This window comes from Niveibacterium umoris (genome assembly GCF_014197015.1).
GTDB classification, from domain to species: domain Bacteria; phylum Pseudomonadota; class Gammaproteobacteria; order Burkholderiales; family Rhodocyclaceae; genus Niveibacterium; species Niveibacterium umoris.
This window is the reverse complement of record NZ_JACIET010000005.1, coordinates 1-14,782: the sequence shown is the minus strand read 5'-3', so window position 1 is coordinate 14,782 and position 14,782 is coordinate 1. Positions and strand designations below refer to the sequence as shown.

At 65.7% G+C, this 14,782-nt stretch carries 12 protein-coding genes; 10 read left to right on the top strand and 2 right to left on the bottom strand.

The window, feature by feature from the left end:
• Positions 1-54 precede the first annotated feature (54 nt).
• The 5 genes from ileS (at position 55) to GGR36_RS22195 (ending at position 5,043) form a co-directional block, all read left to right on the top strand.
• Positions 55-2,862, top strand: a complete 2,808-nt coding sequence (gene ileS, locus GGR36_RS21080) for an isoleucine--tRNA ligase (protein WP_183638363.1) — start codon at positions 55-57, stop codon at positions 2,860-2,862.
• Positions 2,855-3,346 carry a signal peptidase II gene (gene lspA, locus GGR36_RS21075; protein WP_183638360.1) on the top strand — a complete coding sequence of 164 codons (492 nt, stop codon included), beginning with the start codon at positions 2,855-2,857 and terminating at the stop codon, positions 3,344-3,346. The genes ileS and lspA overlap by 8 nt, the downstream gene beginning before the upstream one ends.
• Complete coding sequence (locus GGR36_RS21070; RefSeq protein WP_183638357.1) at positions 3,343-3,771, top strand: FKBP-type peptidyl-prolyl cis-trans isomerase; 429 nt, start codon at positions 3,343-3,345, stop codon at positions 3,769-3,771. The genes lspA and GGR36_RS21070 overlap by 4 nt, the downstream gene beginning before the upstream one ends.
• A gap of 47 nt (positions 3,772-3,818) precedes the next feature.
• Positions 3,819-4,748 carry a 4-hydroxy-3-methylbut-2-enyl diphosphate reductase gene (ispH, locus tag GGR36_RS21065; RefSeq protein ID WP_183638354.1) on the top strand — a complete coding sequence of 310 codons (930 nt, stop codon included), beginning with the start codon at positions 3,819-3,821 and terminating at the stop codon, positions 4,746-4,748.
• A gap of 172 nt (positions 4,749-4,920) precedes the next feature.
• The gene (locus tag GGR36_RS22195; protein ID WP_276510063.1) at positions 4,921-5,043 is read left to right on the top strand and encodes a hypothetical protein; all 123 of its coding nucleotides are present in this window, start codon (positions 4,921-4,923) and stop codon (positions 5,041-5,043) included.
• 33 nt (positions 5,044-5,076) lie between these two features.
• On the opposite strand, the gene GGR36_RS21060 is transcribed toward GGR36_RS22195, so the two are convergent.
• Positions 5,077-5,472 (bottom strand): group II truncated hemoglobin, encoded by a 396-nt coding sequence (locus GGR36_RS21060; RefSeq protein WP_183638351.1) that lies wholly within the window; start codon positions 5,470-5,472, stop codon positions 5,077-5,079.
• Positions 5,473-5,532: 60 nt separating this feature from the next.
• Positions 5,533-5,889 (bottom strand): TfoX/Sxy family protein, encoded by a 357-nt coding sequence (locus GGR36_RS22190; RefSeq protein WP_207064572.1) that lies wholly within the window; start codon positions 5,887-5,889, stop codon positions 5,533-5,535.
• 116 nt (positions 5,890-6,005) lie between these two features.
• On the opposite strand from GGR36_RS22190, the gene GGR36_RS21050 reads away from it, so the two are divergent.
• The 5 genes from GGR36_RS21050 to GGR36_RS21030 form a co-directional block, all read left to right on the top strand.
• The gene (locus GGR36_RS21050; RefSeq protein ID WP_183638344.1) at positions 6,006-6,326 is read left to right on the top strand and encodes a hypothetical protein; all 321 of its coding nucleotides are present in this window, start codon (positions 6,006-6,008) and stop codon (positions 6,324-6,326) included.
• 37 nt (positions 6,327-6,363) lie between these two features.
• Positions 6,364-8,529 carry a type I secretion system permease/ATPase gene (locus GGR36_RS21045; protein WP_183638342.1) on the top strand — a complete coding sequence of 722 codons (2,166 nt, stop codon included), beginning with the start codon at positions 6,364-6,366 and terminating at the stop codon, positions 8,527-8,529.
• Positions 8,529-9,938, top strand: coding sequence for an HlyD family type I secretion periplasmic adaptor subunit (locus tag GGR36_RS21040; protein ID WP_183638339.1), 1,410 nt, complete (start codon positions 8,529-8,531; stop codon positions 9,936-9,938). The genes GGR36_RS21045 and GGR36_RS21040 overlap by 1 nt, the downstream gene beginning before the upstream one ends.
• Complete coding sequence (locus GGR36_RS21035) at positions 9,935-10,546, top strand: response regulator transcription factor (protein ID WP_183638335.1); 612 nt, start codon at positions 9,935-9,937, stop codon at positions 10,544-10,546. The genes GGR36_RS21040 and GGR36_RS21035 overlap by 4 nt, the downstream gene beginning before the upstream one ends.
• Before the next feature lie 124 nt (positions 10,547-10,670).
• Positions 10,671-14,782, top strand: a 4,112-nt coding sequence (locus GGR36_RS21030; RefSeq protein WP_183638332.1) for a retention module-containing protein, incomplete at its 3' end; no start/stop codon positions are given.

Here is a 14,782-nt window from a genome sequence, read left to right as displayed (position 1 = left end):
CCGCCCTGAACCGAATCCCCTGCATTCACGCAAAGATTGAAGAGATAGCAAGCCATGGCTGATTACCGGAAAACGATGAACCTGCCCGACACCGCCTTCCCGATGCGCGGTGACCTGCCCAAGCGCGAGCCGGGTTGGGTGGCGGGCTGGCAGAAGGGCCAGCTGTACCAGAAGATCCGCAAGGCCAGCGCCGGCCGCCCGAAGTTCATCCTGCACGACGGCCCGCCCTACGCGAACGGCAACCTGCACCTGGGCCACGCGCTGAACAAGATCCTCAAGGACATCATCGTCCGCTCGAAGACCCTGGCCGGTTTCGACGCCCCCTATGTGCCGGGCTGGGACTGCCACGGCCTGCCGATCGAACACAAGATCGAAGTCACCCACGGCAAGAACCTGCCCGCCGACAAGGTGCGCGAGCTGTGCCGCGCCTACGCCGCCGAACAGGTCGAGATCCAGAAGAAGGAATTCATCCGCCTCGGCGTGCTGGGCGACTGGGACAAGCCCTACCTGACGATGGCCTTCGCCAACGAGGCGGGCGAGATCCGCGCGCTGGCCGAGATGGTCAAGCAGGGTTATGTGTTCAAGGGCCTCAAGCCCGTGAACTGGTGCTTCGACTGCGGCTCGGCACTGGCTGAAGCGGAAGTCGAATACGCCGACAAGAAGTCGCCGACGATCGACGTGGCCTTCGCGGTGTCGGATGCCGACGTCGGCAAGCTCGCCGCCGCCTTCGGCCTCGCTGCGCTGCCCAAGACCGCCTACGCGGTGATCTGGACCACCACGCCCTGGACGATCCCCGCCAACCAGGCGCTCAACATGCACCCGGAGTTCGAGTACGCGCTGGTCGACACCGGCGAGAAGCTGCTGGTGCTGGCCAAGGACCTGGTCGAGGATTCGCTCAAGCGCTACGGCCTCGAAGGCGCCGTGCTCGCCACCACCAAGGGCCAGGCGCTCGATCGCATCGAGTTCCGCCACCCCTTCTTCGACCGCGTCTCGCCGGTGTATCTGGCCGACTACGTGGGGCTGGATGCCGGTACCGGCGTGGTGCACTCGGCACCCGCACACGGCGTGGACGACTTCAATTCCTGGCTCGCCTACGGCCGCCGCAACGACGAGATCATCTCCATCGTCAAGGGCAACGGCGTCTACGTTGAAGACCTGCCCTTCTTCGGTGGCCAGATGATCTGGAAGGCCAACCCGGTCATCGTCGAGAAGCTCACCGAAGTCGGCGCCCTGCTCTCGCACGGCACCGTCAGCCACAGCTACATGCACTGCTGGCGCCATAAGACGCCCGTGATCTACCGCGCTACCGCTCAGTGGTTCGTCGGCATGGACAAGCTGCCGAAGGATGGAAAGAGTCTGCGCGACAAGGCACTGGGCGCGGTCGAGGCGACCGCCTTCTACCCCGCCTGGGGCAAGCCGCGCCTGCACGCGATGATCGCCAACCGCCCGGACTGGTGCATCTCGCGCCAGCGCACCTGGGGTGTGCCGATCCCGTTCTTCCTGCACAAGGAAACCGGCGAACTGCACCCGCGCACCGTCGAGCTGATGGAAGAAGTCGCGAAGCGCGTTGAAGTCTCCGGCATCGAAGCCTGGTCCAAGCTCGACGCCGCCGAGCTGCTGGGCGCCGAGGCTGAGCAGTACACCAAGATCAGCGACACGCTGGATGTGTGGTTCGACTCCGGCACCACGCACTGGCATGTGCTGCGCGGCTCGCACAACGATGGCCACACCAGCGGCCCGCGCGCCGACCTGTACCTCGAAGGCTCGGACCAGCACCGCGGCTGGTTCCATTCCTCGCTGCTGACCGGCGCCGCGATCGACGGCCACGCGCCCTACAAGGCGCTGCTGACGCACGGCTTCACCGTGGACCAGCAGGGTCGCAAGATGAGCAAGTCGCTCGGCAACGTGATCCTGCCGCAGGAGATCAGCGACAAGATGGGCGCGGAGATCCTGCGCCTGTGGGTCGCAGCCACCGACTACTCGGGCGAACTCGCGGTGTCGAAGGAGATCCTCGACCGCGTCGTCGAAACCTACCGCCGCATCCGCAACACGCTGCGCTTCCTGCTCGCCAACACCGCCGACTTCGACATCACGAAGAACGCCGTGCCGGTCGAACAGTGGCTGGATATCGACCGCTACGCGCTGGCCTTCACCCGCAAGCTCGCGACGCAGGCCGAGGCCGACTACGCGAAGTTCGAATTCCACCGCGTGGTGCAGGCGCTGCAGATCTTCTGCTCGGAAGACCTCGGCGCCTTCTACCTCGACATCCTCAAGGACCGCCTCTACACCACCGCGCCGGATTCCGTGGCACGCCGCGCCGCGCAGACCGCGCTGTGGCACATCGTGCAGACGGTGGTGAAGCTGATGGCGCCGATCCTCTCCTTCACGGCAGAGGAAATCTGGGCGGTGCTGAACGGCAACAACCCGGACGAATCGGTGATGCTGCACACCTTCCACGCCCTGCCGGCGCAGGAAGGCGAAGCCGGGCTGATCGCCCGTTGGGAGACGATCCGCGCAGTGCGTGGCGAAGTCTCCAAGGCGGTTGAAGCGGTGCGCACCGAAGGCAAGATCGGTGCCTCGCTGCAAGCCGAAGTCGAGATCCGCGCAGGCAGCGACAAGTTCGATGCGCTGGCCTCACTCGGCGACGACCTCAAGTTCGTGCTGATCACCTCGGCCGCGACCCTGGTGAAGGTGGCGACTGAGGCCGACGAGGCGATCGTCGTCACGCCGACCGCGCAGCAGAAATGCGAGCGCTGCTGGCACTGGCGCGCGGACGTCGGCGTGAACGCCGAACACCCCACGCTGTGCGGCCGCTGCGACAGCAACCTGCACGGCGACGGTGAGGTGCGCACGCATGCCTAAGCGCTTTTTGGCCTGGCTGGGACTCTCGGGCCTGGTGATCGTGCTCGATCAGATCACCAAGCTCGCGGTGCTGCGCAACCTGAAGTTCGGCGAGGCGATTCCCTACACCGACTTCTTCCAGCTCGTGCTGGTTTACAACCCGGGCGCGGCGTTCAGTTTTCTCGCCAACCAGCCCGGATGGCAGAAGTGGTTCTTCGTCTCGCTGGCCTTCGTGATTTCGGGCTGGCTGCTGGTGCTGCTGCGCAAACATGCCGAGGAGCGCCTGCAGCCGCTGGCCTTCGCGCTGATCATCGGTGGCGCGCTGGGTAACGTGATCGACCGCTTCGCCTACGGCGCGGTGGTCGACTTCCTGTATTTCCACGTCGGCCGTTACGGCTGGCCGGCCTTCAACGTGGCCGACTCGGCCATCACCGTCGGCGCGGTGCTGATGGTCTCGGCCCAACTTTTTGCGGGCCGTCAGGCGGCCGGAGCATCGAAGCCATGAATCTGATCGGCGCGCAGAGCCTTGTCACGCTCAACTTCCGCTTCACGCTGGGCGACGGCACCGTGGTCTTGTCGACCTTCGAATCGACGCCGGCAACGCTGCAGATCGGACGCGGCGAACTCGGCACACGGATCGAGGAATGCCTGATCGGTCTCGCCGTGGGCACTCACCGCACGTTCGAGTTGGCCGAGGGCGAGGCCTTCGGCCAGTTCCACGACGCACTGGTGGAATGGATTCCGCGGCACGAACTCCCGGCCGATGTCGACGTCGAACCGCGGGCAGTGCTGACCTTTACCGCGCCGGATGGCAATGCGTTCTCCGGCCAGGTGCTCGATGTCAATGACGACGCCGTGCAGATCGACTTCAACCACCCGCTCGCCGGGCGCGCGGTGACCTTCGAAGTCGAAGTCGTCGGCGTCAGCTGACGCGCCCCCCCAAACCAGAACCAAGACCCGAACACAGAGACCGAGCCATGGAAGTCCTTCTCGCCAACCCCCGCGGCTTCTGCGCCGGCGTGGAGCGCGCCATCACCATCGTCGAGCGCGCACTCGAACTCTACGGTGCGCCGATCTACGTACGGCACGAAGTGGTGCACAACAAGTTCGTCGTCGACGACCTGCGCAACAAGGGCGCGGTCTTCATCGAAGACCTCGCCGACGTGCCAGCCGGCAATACGGTGATTTTCTCGGCCCACGGTGTCTCGCAGGCAGTGCGGGCGGAAGCCGAATCGCGCGGCCTCAAGGTCTTCGACGCCACCTGCCCGCTGGTGACCAAGGTGCATGTCGAAGTGCAGAAAATGCGCGACCAGGGCCGCGAAATCATCATGATCGGCCACAAGGGTCACCCGGAAGTCGAAGGCACCATGGGTCAGAGCCTGGGCGGCATGTACCTCGTCGAAACCGTCGAGGATGTCGCGCAGCTGCAGGTCTCCGACCCCACCCTGCTGGCCTACGTCACGCAGACCACCCTCTCGGTCGATGATGCGCAGACGGTGGTGGATGCCTTGCGCGCACGCTTCCCGGCCATCGTCGGGCCGAAGCGCGACGACATCTGCTACGCCACGCAAAACCGGCAGGATGCGGTGAAGTTCATGACGCCGCAGGTCGATGTGGTGTTCGTCGTCGGCTCGAAGAACAGTTCGAACTCGAACCGCCTGCGCGAAGTGGCCGCGCTGCGCGGCGTGCCGGCCTACCTGATCGACAACGCGGCCGGCATCGACCCCGCCAGCCTTGAGGGCAAGCGCCGCATCGGTGTGACGGCCGGTGCATCGGCGCCGGAAATCCTCGTCAATGAAGTGATCGAGCGTCTTAAGGCACTCGGCGCTGCCAGCGTCCGAACGCTCGACGGCGCGGCAGAGAACGTGAATTTCCCGATTCCTCAGGAATTGCGCCCCGTCGCCTGAGCTGGCGCACAGACCCGACTTCACGCCCGGCAAGTCCGGGCGTTTTCATTGTCACCTTGATGACAAAGCTTGAGGCAAAGCAAGCGGCCCTGACAGGCAAGTATCTAATCTGACAGTGATTTCTGCGCTCCACCCCGGCAGTCCCCCAATCACCGGAGCGCAAGGACGCATCATGTTCACGATTCTCGCCCTGTTGACCGTCGCCGCCGCCTACCCGACCTGGAAAGCCTTTCAGGACGCCAAGGCCGGCAAGTTCGACCAGCCGGTTCATCGCCGCCCGAACTATTACGTCTGATCCTTTCAGTCCGCCGTCGGGTCGCCCCGCCAGTCAGCCAGGCTGGTTACGCATCCAGTCAGCGGTCTTGAACAACGCGCCTTCAAGATGTTGCCGCAAGGCCGGCGACATCGGCTGCGCATCCATTGCACGGTGCATGCAGGCGAGCCACTGGTCGCGTTCCTGCACGCCAATCGGGAAGGGCATGTGGCGTGCGCGCAGCATCGGGTGGCCCTTGCGCTCCACGAACATGTCCGGCCCGCCGAGCCAGCCTGACAGGAACCAGTAGAGCTTGTCGCGCGATTCGTCGAGGCTTGCAGGGTGCAAGGCTCGCAGGTGTGCGAATTCCGGCTCCAGATCCATCAGGTCGTAGAAGCGGTCGACCAGCGCGCGCACGGCGGAATCGCCGCCGAGCAGGTCATAGGGCGTGTTTTCGGGGCTTGGATGCATCGCTGAACGTTTGTACCGAGATGCCCGATTGTGCCACGAGGCTCTCAGGCCCTTAGCTTCTCAGGCTTCGGGCCGCCGCAACTTGCGCGGCGCGCGCAATGCCGCCTCAACGCCCTTCCTCGCCCAGCGCAAGAATTCGCCATCGTCGTCGATCGCACTTTCAGGTAGCGGGTAGTAGCGCAGCGACTGCGGCGTGCCGTCCTTCATCGCGTAGGTAAAGGGCGTCAGCCCTTCGCGCAGGAAGTCCGCTTCGCTGACCGCATCGGCCTTCACATAGAACACATCGTCGCTGACGATGGCGAAGAAGAACTCGCCGCTGTAGAGCCCCCAGGCGCCGAACATGCGCCGCGCGCGGATGCTACCCAGCGGTGCCAGGCGCTCGCACAGCCAGTCGACGTATTCATTGCGTCTTGCCACCACGGCACGCCTCCGCTCAAGTTTCGGCCAATCTCGCCGAAATCCAATGATAGAGCGCCATCGCGGCGCCTCAGGTGACAAGACTTTACTAGGCTTGGTCGTGGCCGGGAGCTAACATGCCGTTCGTTCGCCGCAATCCTCAGGGAGACATCGTCGCTGTTCTGCGCGACCGCGAGGCGGATGCCGACGAGGAACTTTCCGGCGATCACCCGGACCTACTCAGCTTCATCGGCCGCGATCCTTCCGAGAGCTTTGCAACACTCGATGCCGACTTCATCCGCGTGCTGGAAGACCTGATCGATGCCCTGATCGACAAGGGCGTGCTGCGCGTCACCGACCTGCCCCACGGCGCCCAGCGCAAGCTCAGTGCGCGCAAGGGCTTCCGCCGCAAGGTGATCGGCGCGCTGGATCTGCTCGGCGACAAGGATGTCATCTGAACCCGCGATCGTCACCCGACACAACCGGAACACCTGAATGAGCGAAGCCCAGTCTCAGGCCAAGGCTTGGGAAGTCAACGAACACAGCGCGCATGACGATCCGCTGCTCGACAGCCTCGCTGCGCTCACCCGCATCCATGGCAACCCGTGGACGCACGAGGCCCTGGCGGCAGGTCTGCCGCTGGTCGACAACCGCCTGACGCCATCCCTGCTGGCACGTGCTGCTGCCCGCGCCGGCCTGTCGGCCCGGCTTGTACGGCAAACCCTGCCAGCCGTTCGCGCAGCCCTGCTGCCGGTGATCCTGCTGCTCAATGACGGCCGTGCCTGCCTGTTGCTGGAACTGACGGACACCGGCACGGCGCGCGTCCGCTTCCCGGAAGCCGGAGAAACCGCGGTCGAGATGCCGCAGGACGAACTTGCTGCACTGCACGCCGGGGTGGTCGGGTATGTGCGGCCGCGTTTCCGCTTCGAGGCGCGGGTGCCGGAAGTGGGCAAGGTGCGCGCCCGGCACTGGTTCTGGGGCGCCATTTTCGCGAACTGGCGGCTCTATCGCGACGCGGTGCTCGCGTCAGTCCTGGTGAACATCTTCGCGCTCGCCTTGCCGCTGTTCTCGATGAACGTGTACGACCGCGTCGTGCCGAACCGCGCCGAGGAAACGCTCTGGGTGCTGGCGCTCGGTGCGCTGCTGGTACTCGGATTCGATCTGGCGCTGCGCACCTTGCGTGCCTACATCATCGATACCGCGGCCAAGCGGGTGGACGTTTCGCTGTCGTCGAAGATCCTGGAACGGGTGCTGGGCATGCGCATGGCCTCGCGCCCGGAATCGGTCGGTTCGTTTTCGGCCAACCTGCGCGCCTTCGAGAGCGTGCGGGACTTCATTGCGTCGGCCACCATCACCGCACTGGTCGATCTGCCCTTCGTATTCGTGTTTGCCTTCGTCGTGGCGTGGCTGTCGCCCTGGCTGCTGCTGCCCGCCTTCTTCGGCGCGGTGATCGTGCTCTTCACCGCCTTCGTGGTGCAGGACAAGATCCACGAACTGACCGAGACCAGCTACCGCGCAACCGCCCAGCGCAATGCCACGCTGATCGAGAGCCTGGTCGGCATCGAATCGATCAAGACCTCGGGCGCCGAAGGCTGGATCCAGCGGCGCTGGGAACGCACGACGCTGTTCCTCGCGCAGGTGGGCAGCAAGATGAAGCTGCTCTCGTCGCTGATCGTCAATTTCTCGCAGACCGTTCAGCAGGCCGTGTCGATCGTCGTCGTCATCGTCGGCGTCTACCTGCTGCTGGACGCCAAGCTGTCGATGGGCGGCATCATCGCTGCAAGCATGCTGACCGGACGGATGCTCGCGCCGCTCGGGCAGGTGGTCGGGCTGTTGCTGCAGTATCACAACGCGCGCACGGCGCTGGCCGGTGTCGAGTCACAGATGAAGCTGCCGGTGGAACGACCGGACGACGCGCCCTTCCTGCACCGCGCGGCCTTCCGCGGCGAGATCGAATTCCGCGACGTCAGCTTCAACTACCCGGGACGCGATCAATACGCACTGCGGCGCGCCAGCTTCCGCGTCAGCCCGGGGGAAAAGGTTGGCATCATCGGGCGCGTGGGGTCGGGCAAGACGACGCTAGAAAAACTCATTCTTGGCCTCTACCAGCCGAGCGATGGCGCGGTGCTGATCGATGGCATCGACGCGCGCCAGATCGACCCTGCGGAATTGCGGCGTTCGATCGGCTTCGTGCCACAGGACGGTACCCTCTTCTACGGCAGCCTGCGCCAGAACATCGCGCTCGGCGCCCCCTTCGCTGACGATGCGGCGATTCTGGCGGCGGCGGATGTCGCCGGCGTCACCGAATTCGCCAACGCCCATCCGCGCGGTTTTGACATGCCGATCGGCGAGCGCGGCGAATCGCTGTCGGGTGGCCAGCGTCAGGCAGTGGCAATCGCCCGCGCCCTGCTCAACGACCCACCGATGCTCTTGCTCGACGAACCCACCAGCAATATGGACCACCAGAGCGAGGAACGCTTCAAACGCCAGTTGCGCGAATACGCCAGGGCCAAGACGCTGCTGGTCGTGACCCACCGTACCGCACTGCTCGACCTGGTCGAGCGCCTGATCGTCATCGACAACGGTCAGATCGTCGCTGACGGGCCCAAGGCGCAAGTGGTCGAAGCCCTGCAGCAAGGTCGAATCGGGAGGGCGCACTGATGGCACTGCACCCGCCCGCCTTCATCCGGCGCATCGGTGACTGGTCTTTCCGCAAGACCACCGGCGCGCTCGACAACCTGCTGCGCATTGCCAGTCGCGGCGATCTGCACGACGAAGCGGACTTCCTCGCCGACGCCGACTGGGCAATCGCCGAACAGACGCCGCGCGGCGCACGCCTCGCAGTTTGGATCTCGCTCGCCGCGGTGCTGGTGCTGATCCTGTGGGCCGCGTTTGCCAAGATCGACGAAGTCACGCGTGGCGATGGCAAGGTCGTGCCCTTCTCCGAGAACCAGATCATCCAGAGCCTGGACGGCGGCATCGTGCAGCAGATCCTGGTGCGCGAAGGCCAGACGGTAGAGAAGGGCCAGTTGCTGCTGAAGATCGACCCGACCCGCTTCGTCTCGTCGCTGCGCGAGAACCGCTCGCAGTACCTGTCGCTGCTCGCCAAGGCCGCGCGCCTGGAAGCCATCGCCGAGGGCAAACCCTTCGTGCCGCCACCGCAAGCGCTGCAGGAAGTTCCCGAGGTGGTCGCGCAAGAGAGCGCGGCCTACGAATCCAAGCGCCAGGAAGTTGAAGCGACGGTCGGTATTGCCCGCCAGCAGCTCACGCAGCGCACCCAGGAACTCAACGAGGTGCGCGCGCGTCGGGAGCAGGCCTCGCAAAGCTACGACCTGACTGCACGCGAGCTGGAGGTGACGCGCCCGCTGACCAAGACCGGCGCCGTGTCGGATGTGGAGTTGCTGCGGCTCGAACGCGATGTAGCCCGCTTCCGCGGTGAGCGCGATGCGGCCAGTGCGCAGATCCCGCGCATCCAGGCAGCGATCGGTGAAGCGCAGCGCAAGATCCAGGAAGTCGAACTGCAGATGAAGAACCAGGCGCGCTCCGAGCTTTCCGACACCAATGCCAAGCTGGGCACCTTGTCGGAAGGCAGCGTCGCGCTCGCAGACCGGGTCAAGCAATCCGAGGTACGCGCGCCGATGCGCGGCACCGTCAAGCAGTTGTTCGTCCACACCGTGGGCGGCGTGGTGCAACCCGGCAAGGAAGTGATCGCGATCGTTCCGACCGACGACGCACTGCTGCTCGAAGCCCGCGTCCAGCCCCGCGACATTGCCTTCCTGCGGCCGGGCCAGAAGGCGCAGGTGAAGTTCACCGCCTACGACTTCTCGATCTATGGCGGCCTTGAAGGCACGCTGGAGCAGATTGGCGCCGACACCGTCGTCGACGAAAAGGGCAACGCCTTCTACGAGGTGCGGGTACGCACCACCACCAGCACCATCGGGCCGAAGAAGTTGCCGATCATTCCCGGCATGGTGGCGGAGGTCGACATCCTGACCGGCAAGAAGTCGATCCTGACTTACCTGCTCAAGCCCGTGATTCGCGCCAAGGCGGCGGCGCTCACCGAACGATGACCGCACCGACGCTCGTCCTCGCCACCCATGACGATCACCTCGCCCGCCGCTGGCACGCGCTGGGCGGGCGCTGGCCGATCGTGCGCGCAAACCGCTTCGATGCGCTACCCGCGGGCGCCCGGCTGGCGCTGATCGACGCCACCCTGCCCGACCTGCCACCCTTCGAAGACCCGCGCTGGCAGCAGCTTTCCCACAGCCTGCGCATGGTGTTTGCAAGCAGTCAGCCGAACGATGCAGAGGGGCTGGGCGCAATCGACGCCGGTTGCACCGGTTACTGCCACGCCTTTGCGTCGCTCGAACAACTGACGCAGGTGCTGGACGTCGTCGAAGCCGGCGAGCTTTGGGTCGGGAAATCCATCCTCAACCGGCTGCTCAAGGCAGTCGGCACGCGCGCCGCGCCGACCGCCGCGCCGGGCTGGGCGGCCGGACTCACCGAACGCGAAATCGAAGTCGCGCGTCGCGCCGCGCTGGGCGAGGCCAATGCCGATATCGCCATCGCGCTGTCGATCACCGAGCGCACGGTCAAGGCGCACCTGTCGTCGATCTTCGAGAAACTCGGCGTCAGCGACCGCCTGCAGCTCGCGCTGCGGGTGCACGGCATCAAATAACGCCGCCGTGTAACACCGTTTCACAACTCGCCCGCCGGCGACTGTCCTTGAGTACGATGCGCCGCCCCACCGAGGCGGCGTATTTTCTGGGGCATTCTGAATCAATCCGTTCCGGAGAACTCTGATGGCCACCACCACGATCCGCGCCGAAGGTCTTGTTGCCCGACTCGAAGGCAAAGCCTGGATTCGCAACGCAGACGGCAGTCAGCATGCGATTCACGTCGGCGACCGCATCGCCGAAGGTCAGGTCATCGTGACCGAGAACGGCGCGGTGGTGGAACTGCGCGGTGTGCATGGCGACCCGGTAACGCTGGGCGGTGGTCGCGAAGTGCTCGCCGACGCCACGCTGCTGACGCAGGAGGCGCCTCCGGCACAAGAGGCGGCGGTCGCGCCGGCCGACGGTGATATCGACAAGGTCATCGCATCGCTCAACGCCGGAACCGATCCGCTGGCAGAACTCGACGCAACCGCTGCGGGCCTCGGCGCCGGCGCGCAGGGCGAAGGTCATGGTTTCGTCCGCCTGCTGCGCATCACCGAAGGTGTCGACCCGCTCGCTCTGCCAACCAACACAGCCGCCGCGACGTCCGACGACACCCGCATCGGCCTCGGCGACCCGATACTGAACCAAGCGCCGGAAACCACGCCCGCCACGCTCACCCTGCCCGAAGATGGCAGTACGGGCTTCACGCTCGACGGCCTGATCCGCGACCCGAACGGTGACACGGTCACCCTGGTCGGCGAACCGACCGCCAGCGTCGGCGTAGTGACGCGCAACCCGGACGGGACTTTCACCTACACCCCGCCGGCCGACTTCAACGGCCCCGCCACGATCACCTACACCGTCAGCGACGGTCGCGGCGGCGTCACCACCGGCACGATCTCGGTCGAGGTCACGCCGGTCAACGATGCCCCGAAGGCGACCGACGTGTCGGTCACGACGCTGGAAGATACCCCGGTCGCTGGCCGCACCCCGGGATCAGACGTTGATGGTGACCCGCTGAGCTTCAGCAAGGGCACCGACCCGGCGCACGGTACGGTTACCGTTAACACCGACGGCACCTGGGTCTACACGCCCGGCAAGAACTACAACGGCGCCGACAGCTTCACCGTGACGGTATCCGACGGCCATGGCGGGGTGACAACCGCGACCGTGAACGTCGGCGTTACGCCGGTCAATGACGCGCCGGTCACCACCGATCTGGCGCTCACCACGCCGGAGGACACCCCGGTCAGCGGCCAGGTCACCGGCTCGGATGTCGATGGTGACACCTTGAGCTACACCAAGGGTTCGGATCCGGCCCACGGCACCGTTGTCGTCAATGCCGACGGCACCTTCACCTACACCCCGGGCAAGGACTACCACGGCGCCGACAGCTTCACCGTCACCGTCTCCGACGGCAACGGTGGCACGACCACCGCGACCGTGACGGTCGGCGTCACGCCCGTCAATGACGCGCCAGTCACCAGCAACCTGGCGCTCACCACGCCGGAAGACACCCCGGTCAGCGGCCAGGTCACCGGCTCGGATGTCGATGGTGACACCTTGAGCTACACCAAGGGTTCGGATCCGGCCCACGGCACCGTTGTCGTCAATGCCGACGGCACCTTCACCTACACCCCGGGCAAGGACTACCACGGCGCCGATACCTTCACGGTCACCGTCTCCGACGGCAACGGTGGCGCTACTACCGCGACCGTGACGGTCGGCGTCACGCCCGTCAATGACGCACCGGTCACCACCGATCTGGCGCTCACAACGCCAGAGGACACCCCGGTCAGCGGCCAGGTCACCGGCTCGGATGTCGATGGTGACACCTTGAGCTACACCAAGGGTTCGGATCCGGCCCACGGCACCGTTGTCGTCAATGCCGACGGCACCTTCACCTACACGCCGGGCAAGGACTACCACGGGGCCGACAGCTTCACGGTCACCGTCTCCGACGGCAACGGTGGCACTACTACCGCGACCGTGACGGTCGGCGTCACGCCCGTCAATGACGCGCCAGTCACCAGCAACCTGGCGCTCACCACGCCGGAAGACACCCCGGTCAGCGGCCAGGTCACCGGCTCGGATGTCGATGGCGACACCTTGAGCTACACCAAGGGTTCGGATCCGGCCCACGGCACCGTTGTCGTCAATGCCGACGGCACCTTCACCTACACCCCGGGCAAGGACTACCACGGCGCCGATACCTTCACGGTCACCGTCTCCGACGGCAATGGTGGCACCACCACCGCGACCGTGACGGTCGGCGTCACCCCGGTCAATGACGCACCTGTTGCAAACAACCTCAACCTGACGACGCAGGAAAACACGCCAATCAACGGCAAGGTGATCGCGACCGACGTTGATGGTGACGCACTCAGTTTCGCGAAGGCGTCGAATCCGGCGCATGGTTCGGTGGTCATGCACGCCGACGGCACGTTTACGTACACCCCGTCGGCCAGCTACACCGGAAGTGACAGCTTCAAGGTGAGCGTCTCGGACGGCCATGGCGGCACGACGAGTGCCACGGTCTTCATCGGCATCCAGGCCCCGAATCACCCGGCCATCATCACCGGTGCCGACACTGGCTCGGTCACCGAAGACACCACGCTGACCGCCGCGGGCAAGCTCGATGTCACCGACGTCGATGCCGGCCAGTCGAGCTTCGTCGCCGGCAGCCACACCGGCACCTATGGTTCGCTCACCATTGATGCGGCCGGCAACTGGACCTACGCGCTCGACAACGCAGCCGCCAACGTCCAGCAGCTCAAGACCGGTGAGACCGTCACCGACACCATCACTGTCACCAGCGCCGACGGCACCTCCCACGCGATCGTCGTGAGCGTGCATGGCACCGACGAGACCACCACCACCGGCTCGGGCACCGTGCAGGAAGATCTGGTGCTGACCAGCGCCGGCACGCTGACCACCACCGGCGTGAACACCTTCGTGCCCACCACCCTCAACGGCACCTGGGGCGATCTGGTCGTTGCCGCCGACGGCAAGTGGACCTACACGCTGCACAACGGCGATGCGGCCGTGCAGGCGCTCGCCGGCGGCAGCTCGCAGACCGAGCATTTCACCGTGGGCGTCTCCGACGGCACCACTACCTCGGTCGACATCACCGTGCTGGGCACCAACGACGGTGCGGTCATCACCGGCACCGACACCGGCTCGGTCACCGAAGACACCACGCTGACCGCCGCGGGCAAGCTCGACGTCACCGACGTCGATGCCGGCCAGTCGAGCTTCGTCGCCGGCAGCCATGCCGGCACCTACGGCTCGCTTACCATTGATGCGGCCGGCAACTGGACCTACGCGCTCGACAACGCAGCCGCCAACGTCCAGCAGCTCAAGACCGGTGAGACCGTCACCGACACCATCACTGTCACCAGCGCCGACGGCACCTCCCACGCGATCGTCGTGAGCGTGCATGGCACCGACGAGACCACCACCGCTGGTTCGGGCTCCGTGCAGGAAGACCTGGTGCTGACCAGCGCCGGCACGCTGACCACCACCGGCGTGAACACCTTCGTGCCCACCACCCTCAACGGCACCTGGGGCGATCTGGTCGTTGCCGCCGACGGCAAGTGGACCTACACGCTGCACAACGGCGATGCGGCCGTGCAGGCGCTCGCCGGCGGAAGCTCGCAGACCGAGCACTTCACCGTGGGCGTCTCCGACGGCACCACTACCTCGGTCGACATCACCGTGCTCGGTACCAACGATGCTGCCGCAATTACCGGCAACACCACCGGCACGGTGACCGAGGATGTCGCGGTTTCCGGTGGCAACCTCACGACGTCGGGCAGCTTGGCAGTGAGCGACGTGGATTCGGGCGAAGCGGTCTTCGCAACGCCTGCGACGCTCGCCGGCACCTACGGCACCTTCACCTTCAACACCACCACCGGTGCCTGGACCTACGCCGCGAACAACAGCCAATCGGCCATCCAGTCGCTGGGCGCAGGTCAGTCGCTGACCGATTCGATCACGGTGAAGTCCGCTGACGGCACCGCGTCGCAAGTCATCAGCGTCACCATCAACGGCGCCAACGACGGCGCCACCATCGGTGGCACCGCCACCGGCACAGTGGTGGAAGCCGGCGGTGTGGCGAATGCGATTGCCGGTACGCCGAACGCCTCCGGCACGGTGACAGTGTCGGATGCCGATGCAGGCCAGTCCGGCTTCCAGGCCGTCGCGCCCGCTTCGCTCAACGGCACCTACGGTACCTTCACCTTCAACGCCGCGAC